Raw genomic sequence first — 21,345 nt, 5'->3', positions numbered from 1 at the left:
CATGACGGTTCTGGTGGACCCGACTCGCGGGGTCGGGTTTCGGGAGATCGCCGCGGCCTCGGTGGACGAGGTTGACGCGGCCATCTCGCGGGCGGCTGCCGCATTCGAGACCTGGCGTCTCGTGGGGGCGGGGGACCGGGCTCGGTTGCTGCGGCGGTTCGCCGCGGTGGTCGACGCGCATCTGGACGAGTTGGCAGCGCTGGAGGTGCGCAACTCGGGGCACACCGTCGGCAACGCCCGGTGGGAGGCGGGCAACGTCCGCGATGTCCTGGACTACTACGCCGGCGCGCCCGAGCGGTTGACCGGGCGGCAGATCCCGGTGCCCGGCGGCCTGGACGTCACCTTCCACGAGCCACTCGGTGTGGTTGGCGTGATCGTGCCCTGGAACTTCCCGATGCCGATCGCCGCCTGGGGCTTCGTTCCGGCGCTCGCCGCCGGCAACACGGTGGTGCTCAAGCCCGCCGAACTGACCCCACTCACCGCCCTGCGCCTTGCCGAGTTGGCCCGCGAGGCCGGCCTGCCGGACGGCGTCTTCACCGTCATCCCGGGCGAGGGCTCGGTGGTGGGGGAGCGGTTCGTCACCCACCCGGCGGTCCGCAAGATCTGCTTCACCGGCTCCACCGAGGTCGGCACCCGGATCATGGCCGGCTGCGCCGTGCAGGTGAAGCGACTCACCCTGGAGTTGGGTGGCAAGAGCGCGAACATCGTGTTCGCCGACGCCGACCTGGAGCGCGCCGCCGCGACCGCGCCGGGCGCGGTCTTCGACAACGCCGGCCAGGACTGCTGCGCACGGTCGCGGATCCTGGTCCAGCGTTCAGTGTACGACCGGTTCCTGGAACTGCTCGAACCGGCGGTACGCGCGGTGCGCGTCGAGGACCCGTCCCGCGACACCGCCGAGATGGGCCCGCTGATCTCCGCCGCCCAACGGGAGCGGGTAGCCGGCTACCTCGCCGGGGCGACCGTCGCCTTCACCGGCTCCTGCCCCGACGGCCCCGGGTTCTGGCACGCGCCCACCGTGTTGCTGGCCGAATCGCCGGCCGACCGGCACTGGCGGGAGGAGATCTTCGGCCCGGTGGTCTCGGTGCTGCCGTTCGACGACGAGGCGGACGCGGTCCGGCTCGCCAACGACACCGAGTACGGCCTCTCCGGCTCGATCTGGACCCGGGACATGGGTCGGGCCCTGCGCCTGGCCCGCGCCGTCGACTCGGGCAACCTCAGCGTCAACTCGCACTCCTCGGTGCGCTACTGGACCCCGTTCGGCGGGATGAAGCGCTCCGGGCTCGGCCGCGAGCTGGGCCCGGACGCGTTGCACTCCTTCACGGACGTCAAGAACGTGTTCATCGCGACGGAGGAGTGACGCCAGTGCAGGGTCGGTTGCAGGACCGGGTGGCAGTGGTCACCGGAGCGGGCAGTGGCATCGGGTTGGCCACAGTGCGGCGGTTCGCCGCCGAGGGGGCCCGGGTGGTCTGCGTGGACATCGACGCGGCGGCCGGCACGAAGGCCGCCGAGGAGTGCGGCGGCGAGTTCGTGGCCACCGACGTGGCCGACGAGTCGGCGGTACGCGACCTGTTCGACGGGGTTGCCGACCGGCACGGCCGGGTGGACGTCGCGTTCAACAACGCCGGCATCTCACCACCGGACGACGACTCCATCCTCGACACCGGCCTGGACGCGTGGGAGCGGGTGTTGCGGGTCAACACCACGAGCGTCTACCTGTGCTGCAAGTACGCGATTCCGCACATGCGTCGGCAGGGCAAGGGCTCGATCATCAACACCGCCTCGTTCGTGGCGTTGATGGGTGCGGCCACGTCGCAGATCGCGTACACCGCGAGCAAGGGCGGGGTGCTGGCGATGACAAGGGAGTTGGGTGTGCAGTTCGCCCGTGAGGGCATCCGGGTCAACGCCCTCTGCCCCGGCCCGGTGGCCACCCCGTTGCTGCTGGAGCTCTTCGCCGCCGACCCGGAGCGGGCCGCCCGTCGGCTGGTGCACGTGCCGATGGGTCGCTTCGGGCAACCGGAGGAGATCGCCGCCGCGGTGGCGTTCCTGGCCAGCGACGACGCCTCGTTCATGACCGCCGCGCAGTTCGTGGTCGACGGCGGCATCACCGGCGCCTACGTCACTCCTCTATGAGGAGGAGACCGCTGATCGGGGTCAGCGCGTACGTCGAACCCGCCGACTGGGCGGTCTGGCGGGGTGTGCGGGCGGTGCTGGTGCCGGAGGCGTACTCGCGGGCGGTGACGGCAGCGGGTGGCCGGGCGGTGGTCCTGCCTCCGGACGACGTGGACGCGGACGTGGTGGCCGTCCTCGACGGGCTGCTGTTGGCAGGTGGCGCGGACGTCGGCCCGGAGCGGTACGGCCAGCCACCCGACCCCCGTACCGAGGACCGGCCGGACCGGGACGCCGGCGAGTTGACGCTGTTGGCCGCCGCGCTCGCCGCCGAGGTGCCGGTGCTGGGCGTGTGTCGGGGCATGCAGTTGCTGGCTGTCGCGTACGGCGGCACGTTGCACCAGCACCTGCCCGACGTGGTGGGTCACGAGGCGCACCGCCCCGCGCCCGGGGTGTACGGGGCGCACGCTGTGCGGTTCACGCCGGGCAGCCTGGCCGCCACGGTGCTGGCCGGGGTCGACCAGGTCAACTCGTACCACCACCAGGCGGTCGCCGATCCGGGCCGGCTCACGGTGACCGGTTGGGCGGGGGACGGCGTGGTCGAGGCGGTGGAGGATCCGGCCCTGCCGTTCGTGCTCGGGGTGCAGTGGCATCCGGAGAACGAGTCGGATCCCGCCCCGATCACGGCGTTGGTGCAGGCCGCCGGCCGGCGGGTGTGACGGGGATCGCCCCCGCCCGTCGACGGCACCGGTGGGAGGATCGGCGCATGGGCAAGGTTTATCCGGAGGTCGATGCTCGACTGCGTGACTTCATAGTGGCCCAGCCACTCTTCTTCGTGGCGACCGCCCCGTCCGGGGTCGAGGGGCACGTCAACGTGTCGCCGAAGGGCATGCGGGGCACCTTCGTGATCCTTGGCCCGCACCGGGTGGCCTACCTCGACTATCACGGCAGTGGGGCGGAGACCATCGCCCACCTGCGGGACAACGGCCGGATCACGCTGATGTTCTGCGCCTTCGACGGCCCGCCGAAGATCGTCCGGTTGCACGGTCGGGGCAGCAGCGTCGCGGTCACCGAGGACGCCTTCGCCGATCGGCTCGCCGAGTTTCCCGCGCCGCCGGACGTGCACGCCGTGCGGGCGGTCATCACTGTCGAGGTGGAGCGGGTCAGTGACTCCTGCGGATACGCGGTGCCACTGATGGACTTCCGGGCCGAACGTGATCTGTTACTCACCTCACACTCCCGCCGCAGCGCCGATGATCTGGTCACCTACCGGGCCACCAAGAACGCGGCAAGCATCGACGGGCTGCCGGTCTTCTGACTCGTCAGAGCGTTCCGGCCACCGCCGTTCGACGCCTCCGTCCACCCGCACTGTCCGGTGCCCGACCGCTCACGCGTACGTAACCAGCGTCCATCTGTCGTGATGCGTTACGTTGCTGGTCCGCTGGGGTACAAGTCGGAGCACGGCGGGTGAAGATCAACGGTCGAGGGGTACGGCCGGAGCGGGAGGCTGCATGAGCTCGGCCCAGGGGGGCGCGGACATCGGGCATCCCGCCCTGTCCGGTCGCGAGACCCCGCCGATGCTGGCGGCCGCGTTCGCGGCCGGCGGTGAGATGGGCGAGCGACTGGCCTCCTTCGACTGGTCCTCCGGCCCGCTGGGTGAGCCCCATCAATGGCCCCCGGCGCTCTCCAACGCGGTCGGCATGATGCTCGCTTCCAGCGCGCCGATCGTCATGTTCTGGGGCGACGAGCAGTTGGCCTTCTACAACGACGCCTACCGGCCGACCATCGGCGGCAAACACCCGGACGTGATCGGCCAACCGGCCCGCACGAACTGGGCCGAGACCTGGGCGGTGCTCGGCCCACTGCTCGACAGCGTCCGGAGCACCGGCCGCTCCTATCGGGGCGAGGACCATCCCTTTCTGCTGGACCGTTACGGCTTCGTCGAGCAGACCTACTTCAACGTCTCGTACGACCCGATCCGGGGGGACGACGGCGCGGTCAGTGGCGTCTACTGCATCGTCAGCGAGACCACCGGGCGGGTGCTCGGCGAGCGTCGGCTGCGAGCGTTGTCCGAGCTGGGTGCCGAGCTGAGCGACATCGGCAGCGCCACGGAACTGGGTCGGACCGCCGCCGGGGTGCTCGGCCGGCACCGGGCCGACGTGCCGTTCGCCCTGATCTATCTGGCTGACGACAACGACCAGCTCACCCTGGCCGGCTGCACCGGTACCACCCCGCCCGCCGCCGATGTCACAGCACGGCTGGTGGCCCGGCTGACCGACGATGACGCGCCCGCCACGATCGAGGTGGCCGCTCTGCTCGACGCGTCGCCTGTCGACGCCGCCGACCACGCCCTCGTGCTGCCGCTCACGGCGAGCAACCAGACGGTCGGCGCGCTGGTCGTCGGCGTGGCCCGTCAGCTGCCGCTCAGCGACGACTACCGCGACTTCCTCGGCCTGGTCGCCGCCCAGATCTCCCGGGCGGTCGGCACCCAGCGGGCGTACGAGCAGGAACGGGCCCGCGCCGCCGAGTTGGCCGCGCTGGACCGGGCGAAGACCAACTTCTTCGCCAACGTCAGCCACGAGTTCCGTACCCCGCTGACCCTGGTGCTCGGCCCGCTGGAGGACATGCTGGCCGACCCGGAGCTGCCCGCCACCGAAACCGACCGGCTCACCATGATGCACCGCAACGCGCTGCGCCTGCTCAAGCTGGTCAACACCGTCCTGGACTTCTCCCGACTGGAGTCCGGTCGGCTCGCCGCCCGATACCAGCCCACCGACCTCGCCGGTTACACCGCCCGCCTGGCCAGCACCTTCCGCTCGGCCACCGACCGGGCCGGCTTGCGACTGGTGGTGGACTGCCCACCGCTGCCGACGCCGGTCTTCGTCGACCGGGACATGTGGGAGAAGATCGTCCTCAACCTGGTGTCGAACGCGGTCAAGTTCACCTTCGACGGCGAGATCCGGGTGCGGATCCGGGCCGTCGAGGGCGCGGCCCGGCTGGAGGTAACGGACACCGGCGTCGGCATCGTGCCGGACGAGCTGCCGCACGTCTTCGAACGGTTCCACCGGGTGCCCGGGGTGCGGGCACGCACCCACGAGGGCACCGGCATCGGCCTCGCGCTGGTCCGGGAACTTGTCGAGATGCACGGCGGTGGGGTCGGGGTGACCAGCACTGTCGACGTGGGCAGCACCTTCACTGTGACCGTCCCGTTCGGCTCGGCGCACCTGCCGGCGGACCGGGTGGCGGCGTTCGACCCGCTGCCCGTGGGTGAGCCCGAGCAGGCCCGGCTCTTCGTTGCGGAGACCGCGCTGTGGGCCGGCGTCGCGTCGACACCCGAGCTGGACCGGCAGCCGGTGAAGGGCACCTCGGCTGGCCGGATCCTGGTCGTCGACGACAACGCCGACCTGCAGGAGCACGTCAGTCGGCTGCTCTCCCCGACCTGGGACGTGGTCACCGCGAACGACGGGCTCGATGCCCTGCCGCTGGCCCGCGAGGGCGGATTCGACCTGGTGCTCACCGACGTGATGATGCCGCGGCTGGACGGGTTCGGGCTGGTGAGCGCGCTGCGCGCGGACTCGCGTACCCGGCATGTGCCGATCGTGCTGCTCTCCGCCCGCGCCGGCTCCGCGGAGGCCGTTGCCGGGCTCGCCGTCGGCGCCGACGACTACCTCACCAAGCCGTTCTCCGCGCAGGAGTTGATCGCCCGGGTCCGGGCCAACGTCGAGCTGGGCCAGCTGCGCGGGCAGATCATCCGCCGGCTCCGGGCGCTGGCCGACGCGGCGGTGGCGGTGAACACCGCCCGATCCACCGCCGACGTGCTCCAGGTCGCCGCCCGGCACGCGTTGACTCTCGCCGAGGCCGCTCGGGTGGTGGTCACCGCGGCCGAGACGCGCTTCGAGGCGGATGGCGGCGGCACCACCGCCGCCGACCCGTCCTTCGTGGCCGAGCTGACCGGCACGACCGGGAAGCAGCTCGGTGAGCTGCAGGTCTGGCGGGCGGCCGGCGACGAGGCGCAGGCCGACGACGCCGCGTTGACCCAGTTGGCCCGGCTCGTCGGGGTGCGACTGGAGAACGCCCAGCTCTACGAAGCCGAACACCGCATCGCCACCACGCTGCAGCACAGCCTGCTGCCCCGGTCGCTACCCCAACTGCCCGGCGCGGTGGTGGCCAGCCGTTACCTGCCCGGCAGCGCCGACGTCGAGGTCGGCGGCGACTGGTACGACGCCATCGCGTTGAACGGCGATGAGCTGGTGCTGGTCATCGGCGACGTGGTCGGTAAGGGCGTCCGGGCCGCCGCGGCGATGGGGCAGCTGCGCAACGCGCTGCGGGCGTACGTGTTGGAGGGCTTCGATCCGGGTGAATCGCTGACCCGGCTCAACCGGCTGGTCGGCTCCACCGAGGGCCGCTCCTTCGCGACAGTGGTCTGTCTGCTGTTCAACCCCCGCACCGGTCGGCTGCGGTACGCGAGCGCCGGTCACCCGTCCCCACTGTTGATCACGGGAGGCGACGTGGCGTTCCTGCACGACCGGGCGCTCGGTCCACCGGTCGGCGCCCTCCCCAACGCGACGTACGAGTCGGTCGTGGGCGAGTTGCCGGCCGGCACTCGACTGCTGCTCTACACCGACGGGCTGATCGAGGACCGTCAGATCGGCATCGATGCCTCACTGGCCCAGCTGCGCGTCGACGCGGCCACCCCGAGTGAGCACGTGGTGGACCTGATCGACGCCGTCGTGGAGCGGGTCACCGGACGGCCGCGCCGTGACGACGTGGCGGTGCTCGCCCTGGAGGCGGCAGAACTGAACCGCTTCGCGCTGCGGCTACCGGCGGACCCGACCCGGCTCAGCGTGCTCCGGAAGCGGCTGGAGGACTTCCTGGTCGCGCACTCCGTCGGCGAGACCGACCTGTTCGACCTGACGGTCGCCGTCTCCGAGGCCGCCGCCAACGCCATCGAGCACCCGGTCCACCCGGCCGAGGCCATGATCAGTGTGGAGGTGGCCATCGAGGATCGGACGGTGACGGCCACAGTGCGCGACAGCGGGCAGTGGCGGGAGTCGACCGGCTCCGGCTTCCGGGGCCGCGGCCTGGACCTGATCAGGGCGCTGGGCGAACTGTCGGTACGGCGTACCGCTGAGGGCACCGAGGTGACGCTGCGCCGGCAGTTGCAGGACTGACCGCGCGCCCGGCGGCGGCCGGCGCCTAGGCCGGGTCGAGCCAGCCCTGCTCGCCGAGGCCGGAGATCTCCAGCACCCGACGGACCTGCCGGGACGGGCGGACGGTGAGTCGCCCCGGAAACTCCTGGGCGAGCCGGACCAGGGCGTGGATGGCGGCCGAGTCGAAGAAGGTGACAGCGCTCAGGTCGAGAGTGATCTTCCCGGCGGGCTCGCGCAGCGCCGTCTGGAGCATCGTGTCCGCTGTCGCCATGTCGACCTCGCCGGCCACCACGACGTGGAGGTGGTCACCGTCGATCTCGGCGCTGGCGGAGAAGACGGGCGGTGCTCCCCCTTGATCCACGCTGACACCATGGCACAGCCACCCTGGCAGGGCAACAACCTCCACCGGGTGGCCGTGGCGCGGGTCACCGGCGGCCCCGGCGATAGGCTTGCGGCATGACCGTCCGTCCGCCGCTGACACCAGGCACGCTCTCCCCGATGCGACCGGTGCCACCCCAGATCGCCCGACCGGAGTACGTGGGCAAGGCGCGTCCGCGGGAGTGGCGTGGCTCGCACGTGCAGACGCCGGAGACCATCGAGAAGATGCGGCTCGCCAGCCGGCTCGCCGCCCAGGCGACCCAGCTCGCCGGCGAGCACTGCAAGCCCGGCGTGACCACCGACGAGATCGACAAGGTGGTGCACGAGTTCCTCTGCGACCACGGCGCGTACCCGTCGACGCTGGGCTACAAGGGCTTCCCGAAGTCCTGCTGCACCAGCCTCAACGAGGTCATCTGCCATGGCATCCCGGACACCACGGTCCTGACCGACGGCGACATCATCAACGTCGACGTGACCGCGTACATCGGTGGGGTGCACGGTGACACCGACGCCACCTTCTGCGTCGGCGAGGTCAGCGAAGAGGCCCGGCTCCTGGTCGAGCGGACCCACGAGGCGATGATGCGCGGCATCCGCGCCGTCGCCCCGGGACGCCAGATCAACGTGGTGGGCCGCGTCATCGAGTCGTACGCCAAGCGGTTCGGCTACGGCGTGGTCCGCGACTTCACCGGCCACGGCATCGGCGAGGCCTTCCACAGCGGCCTCTACGTGCCGCACTACGACAGCCCGCGCCCCACGGACATCATGGAGCCCGGCATGACGTTCACCATCGAGCCGATGATCACCCTCGGCACCTACCAGTACGACATGTGGGACGACGGGTGGACAGTGGTCACCAAGGACCGGAAGTGGACGGCGCAGTTCGAGCACACGATCGTGGTGACCGACGACGGCCACGAGATCCTGACCCTTCCGTGAGCGCGAGGAACGCAGCGAAGCGGAGTCCCGCAGTCGCGAACGAAGGGCAGGCGCCGTGACCGACACCCCGGCGGCGCTACGCGAGGCGCACCACGCGGACGTCTCCGGCGGCTGGCTGCGCCCGGCCGTCTTCGGCGCGATGGACGGCCTGGTCACCAACATCGCCCTGATCGCCGGTGTCGGCGGCGGCGGGGTGTCGCCCCGCAGCATCGTGCTCACCGGCAGCGCCGGCCTCGTCGCCGGTGCCATCTCCATGGGCCTCGGCGAGTACACCAGCGTGCGTTCCGCCAACGAGCAGGTCGCCGCCGAGGTGGCAAAGGAGCGACGGGAACTGGAACGGCACCCCGAGGCGGAGGCCCGGGAGCTGGCCGACGCGTGGGTGGCCCGGGGCCTGCCCCGGGACCTCGCCACCCAGGTCGCCGAGGCGGTGCGGCGCGACCCGGAGGAGGCGCTGCGGGTGCACGTCCGCGAGGAGCTGGGCGTCGACCCCGACGACCAGCCCAGCCCGTGGGCGGCGGCGATCTCGTCGTTCCTGTTCTTCTCGGTCGGCGCGCTGGTCCCGCTGCTGCCGTACCTGCTCGGCGCCACCGCACTGTGGCTGGCGCTCGCCGTCGGTGGGCTCGGGCTGTTCGCCGCCGGTGCCGTGGTGGCCAGGTTCACCCGCCGTCCCTGGTGGACCAGTGGGCTACGCCAGCTGCTGCTGGGCGCCGCTGCGGCCGGCGCCACCTACCTGGTCGGCTCGCTGATCGGCGTACCGGGCGGGCTGTGACGCGCCTCAGGTGCTGAGCAGCTCGTCGATCGTGCCGTCGACAGCGCGACCACGGGCCGCCAACTCCTCGGCCTGCCGGGCCAGCACCACACCCACCTCGGTCATGTCCGCGCCGGCCAACCCGGTGCGCCGCACCGCGTCCCCCGGATCACGGAAGTAGGTGCGACTCAGCAGACCGGTCACCGTGGCCGCCGCCAGCCGGGCCTCACCGAGCATCAGCAGAGCCTGATCGGTCTCGTACCACTCGGCCAGCCGGGCCGCCCGGGAGTGCGCCGCGCTGCCCCTGTACCAGGCCTGGCGGGCCGCGGTGCTGAACTCCGCCGGCCGGGCCCGAGCCAGCCGACCGAGGTGCTCGTCGCGCAACGTCCGCAACCAGCCCGTCGGATCGTGCAACGCCTGCGTGGTGACGTACCGGTCGGCGGTCAGCGGCCAGAGCGGGGAGAGCACCCGGGCCTGGGCCAGGTAGTCCTCGGCGGCGGCCACTGTCAGATCGACGAGCACCCCGTCCACCCGCCGGGTCGCCGGCGGTGGGCCGGTCCCGGGTCGATAGGTGACCACCAGCATTCCCGCCTCGCGTTCCCCACCGCCGTCGTCGTCCCCATGCGCCAGAGGCCCATGCACAGCGATCGCGAGCGCATCGGCCGGGAACCGACGTCGAACCGCCTCGGCGACCCGCTCCGCGACCGTCCACCGTCGATCCTCGAGGCCCCGGTCGACACCGGTCTGCTCACTCCTCGCGCTCACGGGACTGCCTTTGTTCGCGGCTGCGGGGCTCGCAACCCCGGCTCACTCCTCGCGCTCACGGGACCGCCTTTGTTCGCGGCTGCGGGGCTCGCAACCCCGGCTCACTCCTCGCGCTCACGGGACCACCTCGCCTTGGCTACCGAGCGTCAGCCTAGCCAGCCGACGGTGGAGCGTCGGGCGCGCCGCGCCCGGTCGGGGCCAGCCGGAAGATGTGGATTTCCCGGCCGCCGGCACGCTGCACGTACGTGTGGTACGCCGGCCACGCGGTGACCAGCAGCCGCCACAACCGGTCCCGTTCGGCGCCGGAGGCCCGTTCGGCCCGCACCGCGACCCGCCGGCCCTTCACGTCCACCTCGGCGGCGGGATCGGCGAGCAAATTCATCGCCCAGCCGGGGTGGTGGGTCTGCCCCCAGTTGGAGCCGATCACCACGTACGCGTCGCCGTCCGGCACGTACAGCAGCGGATTACTGCGCGGCTTGCCGGAGCGGCGGCCCGTCGTGGTGATCAGCAGGGAGGGGAGCAGGCCGAGCGCGACCACCCGGCCCCGGGTGAGTCGACCAACCATCCGATCGGCCGGAACCAGCAGGCGCGCGGTGGCGCCGAACCAGCGATGATGACCGGCGCGACGGACGACATTCCTGAGCACTGACACGCCGGTCAGTCTGCCGGCTGCCCGGCCCCGGCGGCACCCCCGCGCGGTCCCTTTCGGTGGCCCGGCGCATCGGTCAGTCCAGCCGCCGTTCGATAGGCAGTCGGGCCCTGGTGAACAGGCCCGCCCCGAGCATCGCCACCACCGGCACCAGCACCAGGACCCCGAGCGCGGGCCACGGCACCAGAAAGGGGTACGGATCGGATACCGGCCAGTAACTGGCGTACTGCCGGTTGACCGAGACCAGCACGATCGCGGCGGTGCCGAGGCCGGCCACGATGCCGAGCACCGACCCGAGACCGGCGATGACCCCGGCCTGGCAGATCGCCAGCAGCCGGCGTACCGCTGGGGCCGCGCCGACGGCCGCGAGGGTGGTCAGCTCGGCGCGTCCCTCGGCGGCGGCGAGCGCGGTGGCGATCCCGGCCGCCCCCACGGTGATCAGCCCGGCCGCCGCCGCGAGCAGCAGGAGCAACGGTGAGACGTCGCGTGGGGCACCACCGTTCTCCACGCTCAGCGCGAGCGTCCCGAACGGCCGCAGGACGGCGGCGAACCGTGCCTGTTGCTCCTCGTCGGGCGGGGTCGTGGTGCCGATCACCCAACCGGTCTGAGACCAGCTCAGGTCGAGTTGCCGCGCGGCGGCGGCGGACAGCAGCAGACGGGACTGGCCGGTCGCCCGGGGCAGCGCGTACCCCGGAAGGTCGTGGACGGTGACCGGCCGGTCCGGCCCGGCCTCCACCTCGCTGACCCGGACGGTGACGAGGCCGTCGTGCAGGTAGCGCGGGTCGGTCACCAGCACGCCTCCGGCGCGCAGCACGGCCGTGGCGGCGGCTGTCGTCGCCGGGTCCACGCCGGTGAGCAGGGGGAGTGCGGTCCCGTCGTCGACTCCGGGTTCCACGTAGCCGCCGAAGTAGTCCGCCTCGCTGATCTGGCAGCGGGGATCGGCGCGGGCCTGCTGGCGCTGCTCCGCGGGAAGGTGAACGCCGGGCTGCCAGGGGCAGGCCCGGGTCAGCGGGAGCACCGGTGCGATGTCGCAGTAGCCGGTGCGCCCCGCCCCGCAGCTCGGTGTCTGCACCGGGGCAACAGCGCCGACCCCGAACTGACTGCGGGCCGCGTCGGTGATCTGGGCCAGCGTGGGCTGCCCGGCCGATCCGACCGGGTTGACCATGACATGGCCGGTCGGCAGCGCCGGCCGGTATGCGCGCGCCTCGCGGGCGCCCTCGCTGGCCAGGTATCCGCCGAGGGCGACGCTGCTGGCCACGGCGGCCATCACGGCGCAGATGGCCGGTGCCGCGGCGGCCCGGTTGCGGCTGGCATCGCGCAGAGCGATCCGTGGTGCCAGCGGCAACACCCGGCCGAGGCGGGCGAGCACCCCGAGCAGCGTGGGCGTGCAGCAGACCAGGCCCAACTCGCCGAGGATCAGCCCGGTGAGAACCACCGCCGGGGAAGTCCGGGTGGCCCCGAACGCCGCCAGCCCCGCCCCGCCGACCACCAGCGCCAGTCCGAGAGCCAACCACCGGCCCGGAGACTTCGCCGGGGTACGTCGTCCGGCGAGCCCGGCGCTGACGTCCTGCCGGGCGGCTGTCCAGGCCGGTGCCAGCGCGGCGAGCACCCCGGCCAGCACCGCGACGCCACCGAGCAGGACCAGCGCGCTCGGCCAGCAGCGGTAGCCGCCAAAACGGGCGCTGAAGACGTACTGCTCCATCAGCGGGCGACCCGCGAACGCCGCTCCGACGCCGACCAACAGGCCGGCGGCGGCCCCCAGCACACCCAGCACCACACCGTCGGCCAGCACGACCCGGCGAAGCTGGGCGGCGTCCCCGCCCGCCACCGCCACCAGCGCCAGATCCCGTCGACGGCGACGGACTCCGACGGCGAAGGCCGGCCCGACCAGCAGGACGACCTCCAGCAGCCCGAGGCCGGCGATCAGGACGCCGGTGCTCAGGTCGTTCGGGTTGTCCCCCAAGACCGACCCGAGCCAGGTCCGGTCCGCCCCGGTCGCCGAGCCGATCTGGTACCGCGCCGTGACCACCACCCCACTGGCGTTGAGCCGGGACACCAGCGCCTCGTCGACGGTGCCCGGCACGTCCGCCAGCCAGACTCCGTCCGGCTCCGGGCCGGTCGACGGCACGGCCCCCGGGTGCAGCGCGACCACCGGTCCGAGGTCGTCCGGGAACTCGACCACGCCCACCACTGTGTACGCCCTGCTGCCGTCGGCGGCGGCCACGGCGTGGCCGAGGCGAAGGTCCAGGCGACGCAACGCCCTCGGACTGACAGCGACCTCACCGGGTTGCTGCGGCGCCCGGCCGGCCCGGAACCGCACCAGCCCGCGGGCCAGCGGGTCGGTGAGGTCCAGCACCCGACCGTTCACGACCTCGTCGCGGTGCGGGCCGCGCAGGGTCAGCGGGACGTTCTGACGCACCTCGGTGACCCTGCTGCCCGGCCCGAGCAGCGCCGTCAGCCGGTCCGCTGTGACCTTCCCGGGGGGAGCGCCGTCGCGGGTGTACCAACCCTCGCCCCACTCGTCCTGCCCCACCGGGCCGTTGGCGATCCACTGCAGCTGCGCGTCGGCCACGCCGAGCCGGCGGTCGACGCGTTCCTGTGGGGTCAGCTCGGCCATGTCGTAGCTCGCCGCCAGGAAGGCCAGCGCCGCCACCGGCATGGCGATCATCGCGAGCACCAGGGCGGTCCGACGCCGTGACCGGCGTGACTCCCGCCGGGCGATCCGCAGCGCCGCCCGCCAGGAGCCGGTCAGCTCGGCGAACCGCCGTCGGCCGACCGGGGCAGGTGGCGCGACCGGCCGCTGCGTCGCGGGATCGGCCCGACCGGGGGCCCGCGTCGGACGGCGAACGGTCACCGGTCGCTGCCGGACAGCAGTTGCTCGACACTGCCCAGCGGTGCAGTCGTGTCGACCAGGACGCCGTCGCGGAGGAACACCACCCGGTCGGCCCAGCCGGCGTGCCGTGCCTCGTGGGTGACCAGCACGCCGGCGGCTCCCGCGTCGATCCGGCGGCGCAGCAGGTGCAGCACCGCCTCACCGGTCTGGGAGTCCAATGCCCCGGTGGGTTCGTCGGCGAGGACCAGCCGGCGGTCGCCCACCAGCGCGCGGGCGATGGCCACCCGCTGCTGCTGCCCTCCGGAGAGCTGGTCCGGGAAACGGTCGCCCAACGCGGGTAGCCCCACCTCGGTGAGCGCGGCCATGGCCAGTGCGCGGGCCCGACGCCCGCTGGTCCCGTCGAGTTCCAACGGGAGCGCCACGTTCTCCAGTGCGCTCAGACTGCCCAGCAGGTTGAGCTGCTGGAAGATGTAGCCGATCCGACGGCGGCGCAGCTGGGCCAGCCCGCGGCGGTCCAGGGCCCCCAGCGGCTGCCCCTCGACCCGGACCTCGCCGCCGGTCGGACGGTCCAACCCACCGGCGAGAGCCAGCAGGGTCGATTTTCCGGAGCCGGACGGCCCCATCACGGCGACCAGCTCGCCGGGCCGGACGACCAGGCTGACGCCGCGCAGCGCGTGCACCGCCGCCGGCCCGGCGCCGTGGGTGCGGTGGACGGCGCGTAGCTCCAGCACCGCGTCGTCCGATCCGCTCACCGTCTTGCCTCCTCGCCGGCCCAGCGAGCCGCGTCCCGCGCGTCGGCGTCATCGGGTCGGGACGGGGGAGGCGCCGGGCCGCTGGGTTGGTGCCGGACCAGACTGGTCTCGCAGTGGTCCAGCCAGCGGACCTCTGCCTCGGCCTGGAACACCATCGAGTCCAGCACGAGTCGCCAGGGAAGGTCCTCCGGCCGGTTGCTGCCGTACTTCAACCGGGTCAACTCCTGAAGGGCCCGCATCGTCGCGCTGCGTTGGGCCTGCACCACCGACCGGACGTCGACCCCGGGGGTGGTGAGCGCCAGTGCCAGCTTGATCGCCAGTTCGTCGCGGGGGCGGTCGGTACGGCTGATCGGGGTGGCGAACCACAGCGCCAGGTCCGCCCGGCCGGCGTCGGTGATCTCGTACGGGCGCTGCCCGGCCTCGCTCTCCGGCAGCGGGCGCACCAAACCGTCCCGTTCCAGCCGGGACAACGTGGTGTAGACCTGACCGATGTTCAGTGGCCAGGTCGAGCCGGTCGACTCCTCGAACGCGGCGCGCAGCTGGTAGCCGTACATCTGGCCGCGTTCGAGCAGGGCGAGCAACCCGTGACGGATGGACATGGCAACGGAGTATGCATACCTGGTATGCGTACCGCAACCGGAGTGGACCGGCTCAGGCCGGTCGACCGGGAAACGGGACAGTCAGCGGGGTCGACCCGGCAGTCTTCCGCCACCGGGTGGCCCGCACGGCGTACTCGACAAGGGCGGCCAGCGCCTGGTCCCGGTCGGCGCCCGTGGTGGACGCCAGGGCCGCCCGCCAGTGGGCGGCAGTGCGCTCCTCCACCTCGGCGGCGAGCCGCAGGGCGCTGGCCCGGTCGGTGACCGGGAACGGCAGGGCGTACCCGGCGCGGTCCGGCGGGACCACGCCGCCGGCCGTGGTGAGCTGCACCACCAGCGCGTCGCGTCGACGTCGATGCGCGGCCTCAGCCTGACGTGCCGCGTCCCGCGCCGCTCCGCTGAGCCGGACACCGATCCGTCCGTAGGCGTAGATGGCCGCGTACTCGGCGGACAGGGCGGAGGCGAGTGCCTCCTCGGCGGACGGCTGCCTCACTTCAGTGCCTCCTGGTGAGTCGCCCGAGCGGCGACGATCGACCCGAGCAGTGCCGCCCGTTCCGCGGGCGCCGCGGCGCAGGCGGCGGTGGCGGACTGCTGGGCGGTCTTCTCCAGCGCCCGCAGGGCGGCGCGCGCGCCGTTCGGATCGGCGGCCGGGGCCGTGGTCGGGGCGGCGGAGGCCGCCGACGGGACCGTCACGCCGATCACCCGGGCCAGCTCGGTGGCGTGCGCGGTGTGCGTCTCGGCGATCGGGTTGAGCCGGTCGGCGAGGTCGGGATGGGCGGTCGCGCTCGCCCGGTACGCGGCGGCCAGCGCGAGTGACTCGTCCACCATCGGCCGCAGCGGGTCGGGTGGCGGGGCTGGTTGGTCGTCGCGGTCGAAAAGATCACAGCCGGTCAGCGGCGTCACGGCGCCGCCGAGCACCAGCAGCGCGCCGGCACTCAGGAGCTTTCGCCGGGAATGTCCGGATGCTTGGTCGCGCTGTGTCGTTCTGCCGTTCCCCACCGGCCAAGTCAACACCATCCGTGCCGCTCCGGGGGTCACCGGCGTCGGTGCGCCGCCCGGTCCGCCGCCGGGCAGGCGCGTTACGCTCTGCGCAACCACCGGCGTGTCCACTCCGGTGGCGTGCCGGCATGGCGGGACTACCGGTCCCCGTCGACCAGGGAGAGGGTGCGGAGATGACGCAGCGTGGCCGTGCCACCAGGCCGACGGGTCGACCCCGCGGTGCTGCGGGCCCCCGCGGCGGTGACCTCGCCGCACGGCGGGACCGACTGCGGGCCGTGATCGAGCCGGTGGTCAACGACGCCGGCTACGACCTGGAGGACCTGTCCGTCTCCCGGGCCGGCCGCCGGCACGTGGTGCGGGTGATGGTGGACACCGACGGCGGGATCGACCTGGACGCCGTCGCGGTCGTCTCCCGCGCGGTCTCGGCCGCGCTGGACGCCGCGGAGGAGACCGGTGGCGACATCGTCGCCGGCGAGTACCAGCTGGAAGTCAGCTCACCCGGCGTCGACCGGCCGCTCACCCTGCCCCGCCACTGGCGGCGCAACGTGGGTCGACTGGTCAAGGTCACCGCCCGGGGCGCGGCCGCGCTGCCCGGCCAGCGGGGCGAGCAGCCCGCCGGTGACCGTCAGCTGACCGGCCGGGTGGTCGCGGCCGACGACGAGGGCGTGCACCTGGAGACCGACGACGGCCGCGCCACCTGGGCGTACGCCCAGTTGGGCCCGGGCCGTGTGCAGATCGAGTTCACCCGGCTCGCCGAGCTCGGTGAGCCGGACGACGAGTTCGACGACGCGGATGATTCCGACGAGATCGACGATTCAGACGACATCGACGACGAAGATGATGTGGAGGACGAGGAGAGGTGAACATCGACCTCGCGGCGCTGCGCGCACTCGAGCGCGAGCGGGAGATCCCGTTCGACACGATTCTCGCGGCGATCGAGACCGCGTTGCTGACCGCCTACCGGCACACCGACGGGGCCGAGCCGCACGCCCGGGTGGAGATCGACCGTAGGTCGGGCGCCGCCCTGGTGTACGCGCAGGAGATGGATGCCGACGGCAGCCTGGTGCGGGAGTGGGACGACACCCCGCACGACTTCGGCCGGATCGCCGCCATGACCGCCAAGCAGGTGATCCTCCAGCGGTTGCGGGAGGCCACCGACGAGGTGCACTTCGGTGAGTACGTCGGCCGCGAGGGTGACCTGGTCACCGGCGTGGTGCAGGCGCACGAGACGCGTACCGAGAAGGGCATCGTCAGCGTCGACCTGGGCAAGCTGGAGGGCGTGCTGCCGCAGTCCGAGCAGGTGCCCGGCGAGCGGTACGCGCACGGCGAGCGGGTCCGCTGCGTCGTGGTGCATGTGGCCAAGGGCATGCGCGGGCCGCAGATCACCCTGTCCCGGTCGCATCCGGCTCTGGTCAAGAAGCTCTTCGCGCTGGAGGTGCCGGAGATCGCCGACGGCACCGTCGAGATCGGCGCGATCGCCCGTGAGGCGGGCCATCGCACGAAGATCGCCGTCCGCTCCACCACCCCCGGGGTGAACGCCAAGGGCGCCTGCATCGGCCCGATGGGTCAGCGGGTGCGTGCCGTGATGAGCGAGCTGCACGGTGAGAAGATCGACATCATCGACTGGTCGGACGACCCGGGCACCTTCGTCGGCAACGCGTTGTCGCCGGCCAAGGCGCTGCGGGTCGAGGTGGTCGACCTGGCCAACCGGGCCGCCCGGGTAACAGTTCCCGACTTCCAGCTCTCGCTCGCCATCGGTCGGGAGGGGCAGAATGCCCGACTCGCGGCCCGTTTGACCGGTTGGCGGATCGACATTCGTTCCGATGCGGAGCAGACCGCGCCGGCGGCGCGTGGGGTAACTGATCACGTGCGGGAGCCGGGCGGCGCGATCTCGGGGAGCTAGGGGTAGACTTCCTCCAGTGGTACGACGCGCGCAGCCGGAGCGCACCTGTGTGGGTTGCCGGCAACGTGCGCCGGCCAGCGAATTGCTGCGAATCGTCGCGGTCAGGGACGAGGCTGGTCACAGCCTCCGGCCTGATCCGCGCCGCAGGCTGCCGGGTCGGGGAGCGAACATGCACCCGGATCCGGCCTGCTTCGCGCTGGCGGTGCGGCGCCGCGCCTTCGGGCGTGCGCTGCGCAGCACCGAGGTCCTCGACCACGGTGCGCTGGCGGAGCACGTCGATGCGCCAACCACTACGTCCGGTCAGCCCGACCGGGCGAGGGTCGCTAGCAGGGTAGGACGACCGACATGAGCACACGATGAAGTCCCTGAAATGACCAGGCTTCAAGTGCACGAGTGAGGTCGCTGCGGGTGCTGCCCGCACGACCTCGGAGTGAGGAGTGCAGTGGCAGGCAAGGCCCGCGTACACGAGCTTGCAAAAGAGCTCGGGGTCGAGAGTAAGACCGTTCTCGCCAAGCTGAAGGAAATGGGCGAGTTCGTGAAGTCCGCGTCCAGCACCGTCGAGGCGCCCGTCGCCCGGCGGTTGCGTAACGCATTCGTCGCGTCCGCCGGAGCCCCGGCTCCGGCCGCCCCGTCGGCGCCCGCGTCGACGCCGGCTTCAAACCCGACCCCGACGCCAACCCCGGCCCCGGGCGCGCCCCGGGTCTCGGCCAAGCCGATGCCGCCTCGGCGGCCGGCCGCGCCGGCACCCGGTCCGAAGCCCAAGGGTCCGGTTCCCGGCGCGCCGCAGACGGCGACCCCGGTCGCCAAGCCGGCGAGTGCCCACGACATCGAGGTGGCGGCCGCGGAGGCGCGTGCCGCCGCGCTGAAGGCTGAGCAGGAGGCCGCGGTCAAGGCCGCGCAGGCCGCCCGCCAGCAGCAGCGGGACAACCCCGTTCGCCGGGAGCCTCCGGCAGACGGCGGTAACCGCCCCGGCCCTCGGCCGGGTCCGGCGGCGATGCCGCCCCGTCCCGGTTCGCCGGCAGCTCGACCGAGCACGCCGGCTCCCGGTCCGGGTGCCCGGCCGGGCGGTCGTCCGCCGGCGCGCGGTGCCGGTAACAACCCGTTCGGCATCCAGGGTGGCCAGCAGCAGCGGCCCCCGGCCGCCGGTGCGGGTGGTCCTCGGCCCAACACCCCGGCGGGCATGCCGCCGCGGCCGAGCCCGAACTCCATGCCGCCGCGGCCCAGCCCGGCGTCCATGCCGAGCCAGCGGCCGGCTGCCGGTCGCCCCGGTCCCGGTGGCGCCGGTCGTCCCGGTGGCGGCGCAGGTCGTCCCGGTGGCGGTGGCGGCGGTTTCCGTGGCGGTCCCGGCGGTGGCGCCGGTGGCGGTGGCGGTTACCGCGGCGGCCCCGGTGGCGGCGCGGGTGCCGGCGGTGGCGGTGGCTACCGTGGCGGTCCCGGCGGCGGTGCGGGTGCTCCCGGTGGCGGTTTCCGTCCGGGTGGTCCGGCCGGTGGCGGCGGTCGTCCGGGTGCGGGCGGTCGTGGCCGTGGCGGCGGCGCCGCGGGTGCCTTCGGGCGTCCGGGTGGTCGGCCGACGCGCGGTCGCAAGTCCAAGAAGCAGCGCAGACAGGAGTTCGACAACCTGTCGGCTCCGACCATGAGCTCGGGTGCTCCCCGGGGTCAGGGTCAGATCGTCAGGCTCTCCCGTGGCGCCTCGCTGTCGGACTTCGCCGACAAGATCAACGCCAATCCGGGTTCGCTGGTCCAGGAGATGTTCAACCTGGGCGAGATGGTGACCGCGACCCAGTCCTGTTCTGACGACACCCTGCACCTGCTGGGTGAGCACCTGGGCTTCGACATCCAGATCGTCAGCCCGGAGGACGAGGACCGCGAGCTGCTCGCGCAGTTCAACATCGACCTCGACGCGGAGGTGGCCGAGGAGCGTCTGGTCAGCCGTGCGCCGGTGGTGACCGTCATGGGTCACGTCGACCACGGTAAGACCAAGCTGCTCGACGCCATCCGTAAGGCGAACGTGGTGGCCGGTGAGGCGGGTGGCATCACCCAGCACATCGGTGCCTACCAGGTCCACGTCCCGCACGAGGGCGAGGACCGGGCGGTCACCTTCATCGACACCCCGGGTCACGAGGCGTTCACCGCCATGCGTGCTCGTGGTGCCCAGGTCACGGACATCGTGATCCTGGTCGTCGCGGCCGACGACGGTGTGATGCCGCAGACGATCGAGGCGTTGAACCACGCCAAGGCGGCCGACGTGCCGATCGTGGTCGCGGTCAACAAGGTCGACAAGCCGGACGCCAACCCGGACAAGGTCCGCCAGCAGCTGACCGAGTACGGCCTGGTCGCCGAGGAGTACGGCGGCGAGACCATGTTCGTCAACGTGGCAGCCAAGCCGGGCATCGGCATCGAGGAACTGCTCGAGGCTGTCCTGCTGACCGCCGACGCGTCGCTGGAGCTGACCGCTCCGATCGACGGGCCGGCGCAGGGTGTGGCCATCGAGGCGCACCTGGACAAGGGCCGCGGTGCGGTGGCGACGGTGCTGGTGCAGAAGGGCACCCTGCGGGCAGGCGACTCGATCGTCGCCGGTGGGGCGCACGGCCGGGTCCGGGCCATGCTCGACGAGAACGGCAACCAGCTCACCGAGGCTGGGCCGGCGCGTCCGGTCATGGTGCTGGGTCTGACCGCGCCTCCCGGTGCGGGCGACACGTTCCTCGCCGCGGCGGACGACCGCACGGTGCGGCAGATCGCCGAGCAGCGACAGGCACGGCGACGGGCGGCGTCCTTCGCCAACTCCCGTGGTCGGGCCACCCTCGAGACGCTCATGGAGCAGCTCAAGGAGGGCGAGAAGACCTCGCTCAACCTCATCCTCAAGGGCGATGTCTCCGGTTCGGTGGAGGCCCTGGAGGACGCGCTGTTCAACCTCGACATCCCCGAGGAGGTTCAGCTCAAGGTCCTCGACCGAGGCGTGGGCGCGATCACCGAGAGCAACGTCATGCTCGCGAGTGCCTCGTCCGAGCCGGTCACGATCATCGGCTTCAACGTGCGGGCCTCCAACAAGGTCCGCGAGATGGCCGACCGCGAGGGCGTGGAGATCCGGTACTACACCGTCATCTACCAGGCCATCGAGGAGATCGAGGCAGCGCTCAAGGGCCTGCTCAAGCCGGAGTACGAGGAGGCCGAGCTGGGCAGCGCGGAGATCCGCGACGTCTTCCGCTCGTCCAAGATCGGCAACATCTCCGGTTGCATCGTCCGGTCGGGCATCATCCGACGCAACGCGAAGGCTCGCCTGCTTCGGGACGGGGCGGTCGTGGCGGACAACCTCACGATCACCTCGCTCAAGCGGTTCAAGGACGACGCCACCGAGGTCCGCGAGGGCTTCGAGTGTGGTCTGACCCTGGGTGGTTACAACAACGTCCAGGTCGGCGACGTCATCGAGACCTTCGAGATGCGGGAGAAGGTTCGCGCCTGATCCGGCAGTGACACGCTGATCAAGGGGTTTACGCCACCCGGCGTAAACCCCTTGATCATGCGGGGCGGGT

At 72.4% G+C, this 21,345-nt stretch carries 19 protein-coding genes; 11 read left to right on the top strand and 8 right to left on the bottom strand.

The window, feature by feature from the left end:
- Position 1: 1 nt before the first annotated feature.
- From OG992_RS13530 to OG992_RS13510, 5 genes are all read left to right on the top strand, one after another.
- Entirely contained in the window at positions 2–1,357 is a 1,356-nt protein-coding gene (locus OG992_RS13530) for an aldehyde dehydrogenase (RefSeq protein ID WP_266303391.1), read from the top strand.
- Between the two features lie 5 nt (positions 1,358–1,362).
- Positions 1,363–2,130 carry a 3-oxoacyl-ACP reductase gene (locus tag OG992_RS13525; RefSeq protein WP_238686844.1) on the top strand — a complete coding sequence of 256 codons (768 nt, stop codon included), beginning with the start codon at positions 1,363–1,365 and terminating at the stop codon, positions 2,128–2,130.
- Positions 2,127–2,825, top strand: a complete 699-nt coding sequence (locus tag OG992_RS13520; RefSeq protein WP_238686843.1) for a gamma-glutamyl-gamma-aminobutyrate hydrolase family protein — start codon at positions 2,127–2,129, stop codon at positions 2,823–2,825. Before OG992_RS13525 ends, OG992_RS13520 begins: the two co-directional genes overlap by 4 nt.
- 47 nt (positions 2,826–2,872) lie before the next feature.
- Positions 2,873–3,424 (top strand): pyridoxamine 5'-phosphate oxidase family protein, encoded by a 552-nt coding sequence (locus tag OG992_RS13515; protein ID WP_238686842.1) that lies wholly within the window; start codon positions 2,873–2,875, stop codon positions 3,422–3,424.
- 193 nt (positions 3,425–3,617) lie between these two features.
- Complete coding sequence (locus OG992_RS13510; protein ID WP_266303390.1) at positions 3,618–7,277, top strand: SpoIIE family protein phosphatase; 3,660 nt, start codon at positions 3,618–3,620, stop codon at positions 7,275–7,277.
- 25 nt (positions 7,278–7,302) lie between these two features.
- Here OG992_RS13510 and OG992_RS13505 read toward each other — a convergent pair whose 3' ends face one another.
- Entirely contained in the window at positions 7,303–7,617 is a 315-nt protein-coding gene (locus tag OG992_RS13505; RefSeq protein WP_238686840.1) for an STAS domain-containing protein, read from the bottom strand.
- Between the two features lie 95 nt (positions 7,618–7,712).
- Between OG992_RS13505 and map the strand changes: the two genes are divergently transcribed.
- Both map and OG992_RS13495 read left to right on the top strand, forming a co-directional pair.
- The gene (gene map / locus OG992_RS13500; RefSeq protein WP_112586528.1) at positions 7,713–8,570 is read left to right on the top strand and encodes a type I methionyl aminopeptidase; all 858 of its coding nucleotides are present in this window, start codon (positions 7,713–7,715) and stop codon (positions 8,568–8,570) included.
- A 55-nt stretch (positions 8,571–8,625) separates the two neighbouring features.
- The gene (locus OG992_RS13495; protein ID WP_266303389.1) at positions 8,626–9,339 is read left to right on the top strand and encodes a VIT1/CCC1 transporter family protein; all 714 of its coding nucleotides are present in this window, start codon (positions 8,626–8,628) and stop codon (positions 9,337–9,339) included.
- Positions 9,340–9,345: 6 nt separating this feature from the next.
- On the opposite strand, the gene OG992_RS13490 is transcribed toward OG992_RS13495, so the two are convergent.
- From OG992_RS13490 to OG992_RS13460, 7 genes are all read right to left on the bottom strand, one after another.
- Positions 9,346–10,083 (bottom strand): nucleotidyltransferase domain-containing protein, encoded by a 738-nt coding sequence (locus OG992_RS13490; protein ID WP_266303388.1) that lies wholly within the window; start codon positions 10,081–10,083, stop codon positions 9,346–9,348.
- A 151-nt stretch (positions 10,084–10,234) separates the two neighbouring features.
- Positions 10,235–10,735 (bottom strand): nitroreductase/quinone reductase family protein, encoded by a 501-nt coding sequence (locus tag OG992_RS13485; protein ID WP_266303387.1) that lies wholly within the window; start codon positions 10,733–10,735, stop codon positions 10,235–10,237.
- A 73-nt stretch (positions 10,736–10,808) separates the two neighbouring features.
- On the bottom strand, positions 10,809–13,586 hold the full coding sequence (locus OG992_RS13480) for an FtsX-like permease family protein (RefSeq protein WP_266303386.1): 2,778 nt from the start codon (positions 13,584–13,586) through the stop codon (positions 10,809–10,811).
- Complete coding sequence (locus OG992_RS13475; protein WP_238686836.1) at positions 13,583–14,317, bottom strand: ABC transporter ATP-binding protein; 735 nt, start codon at positions 14,315–14,317, stop codon at positions 13,583–13,585. Before OG992_RS13475 ends, OG992_RS13480 begins: the two co-directional genes overlap by 4 nt.
- Positions 14,314–14,916, bottom strand: a complete 603-nt coding sequence (locus OG992_RS13470) for a PadR family transcriptional regulator (RefSeq protein ID WP_238686835.1) — start codon at positions 14,914–14,916, stop codon at positions 14,314–14,316. The genes OG992_RS13475 and OG992_RS13470 overlap by 4 nt, the downstream gene beginning before the upstream one ends.
- Positions 14,917–14,968: 52 nt before the next feature.
- Positions 14,969–15,406 (bottom strand): ferritin-like domain-containing protein, encoded by a 438-nt coding sequence (locus tag OG992_RS13465; protein ID WP_238686834.1) that lies wholly within the window; start codon positions 15,404–15,406, stop codon positions 14,969–14,971.
- Complete coding sequence (locus OG992_RS13460) at positions 15,403–15,930, bottom strand: hypothetical protein (RefSeq protein ID WP_266303385.1); 528 nt, start codon at positions 15,928–15,930, stop codon at positions 15,403–15,405. The genes OG992_RS13465 and OG992_RS13460 overlap by 4 nt, the downstream gene beginning before the upstream one ends.
- Before the next feature lie 155 nt (positions 15,931–16,085).
- Between OG992_RS13460 and rimP the strand changes: the two genes are divergently transcribed.
- The 4 genes from rimP (at position 16,086) to infB (ending at position 21,275) form a co-directional block, all read left to right on the top strand.
- Entirely contained in the window at positions 16,086–16,775 is a 690-nt protein-coding gene (rimP, locus tag OG992_RS13455) for a ribosome maturation factor RimP (protein WP_238686832.1), read from the top strand.
- Positions 16,772–17,815: a transcription termination factor NusA gene (gene nusA / locus OG992_RS13450; protein WP_238671748.1), complete on the top strand. Its 1,044-nt coding sequence runs from the start codon at positions 16,772–16,774 to the stop codon at positions 17,813–17,815. The genes rimP and nusA overlap by 4 nt, the downstream gene beginning before the upstream one ends.
- 16 nt (positions 17,816–17,831) lie before the next feature.
- Positions 17,832–18,164, top strand: a complete 333-nt coding sequence (locus OG992_RS13445) for a YlxR family protein (RefSeq protein ID WP_112624296.1) — start codon at positions 17,832–17,834, stop codon at positions 18,162–18,164.
- Positions 18,165–18,257: 93 nt separating this feature from the next.
- Positions 18,258–21,275 carry a translation initiation factor IF-2 gene (infB, locus tag OG992_RS13440; protein ID WP_238686831.1) on the top strand — a complete coding sequence of 1,006 codons (3,018 nt, stop codon included), beginning with the start codon at positions 18,258–18,260 and terminating at the stop codon, positions 21,273–21,275.
- The last annotated feature ends 70 nt before the right edge of the window (positions 21,276–21,345 follow it).

Source organism: Micromonospora sp. NBC_00362 (genome assembly GCF_026342155.1).
Lineage (GTDB): Bacteria > Actinomycetota > Actinomycetes > Mycobacteriales > Micromonosporaceae > Micromonospora > Micromonospora hortensis.
This window is presented reverse-complemented; position numbering and strand designations above follow the sequence as displayed.